General features: G+C 65.8%; 1 protein-coding gene. It reads right to left on the reverse strand.

The features are described from left to right. Positions 1–773, reverse strand: a 773-nt coding sequence (locus AC1RKH_RS28090; RefSeq protein ID WP_493184061.1) for an Ig-like domain-containing protein, incomplete at its 3' end; no start/stop codon positions are given. Between the last annotated feature and the right edge of the window lie 33 nt (positions 774–806).

The raw sequence follows: 806 nt of genomic DNA on the forward strand, positions 1-806 counted from the left end.
CCCGGGTTGAACACCAGCTGGTTGCCCGCGACGCTGGCACTGCCCTGGCCGATCGGCGCGCTGGCGCTGACCAAGGTGAACGCGTGGCCGTCGTCGACATCGGTGTCGTTGGCCAGCACGTCGAGGGTCAGGGTCTGGTTTTCTGTGCCGGCGGCCACATCGGCGACTGCCACCGGCGCGTCGTTGGTGCCGGTGATGGTCACATCCACCGTGGAGCTCGAGAGCGCCCCGTGTTCGTCCTGCATCTGGTAGTTGAGCGTCACGTGCTCGACCGCACCCTGCGCCAGGTGGTCGAAGTCAGTCCCCGGGTTGAACAGCAGCTGGTTGCCGACCACGCTGGCCGTGCCCTTGTTTGCCGGCGCACTGGCCGAATTCAGCGTGAACAGATGGCCGTCGTCGACGTCGGTGTCATTGGCCAGCACGTCGATAGTGAGGGTCTGGTTTTCCGTGCCGGCGGCCGTATCGGCCACTGCTACCGGCGCATCGTTGGTGCCGGTGATGGTCACGTCCACCGTGGAGCTCGAGAGCGCCCCGTGTTCGTCCTGCATCTGGTAATTGAGCGTCACATGCTCGACCGCACCCTGCGCCAGGTGATCGAAGTCGCTCCCCGGGTTGAACAGCAGCTGGTTGCCGACCACGCTGGCCGTGCCCTTGTTCGCCGGCGCGCTCGCCGAGTTCAGCGTGAACAGATGGCCATCGTCGACATCGGTGTCGTTGGCCAACACGTCAATCGTGAGGGTCTGGTTTTCCGTGCCGGCGGCCGTATCGGCCACCGCCACCGGCGCATCGTTGGTGCCGGTGATGGT

This window comes from Pseudomonas sp. GW822-FHT06B12, assembly GCF_058799675.1.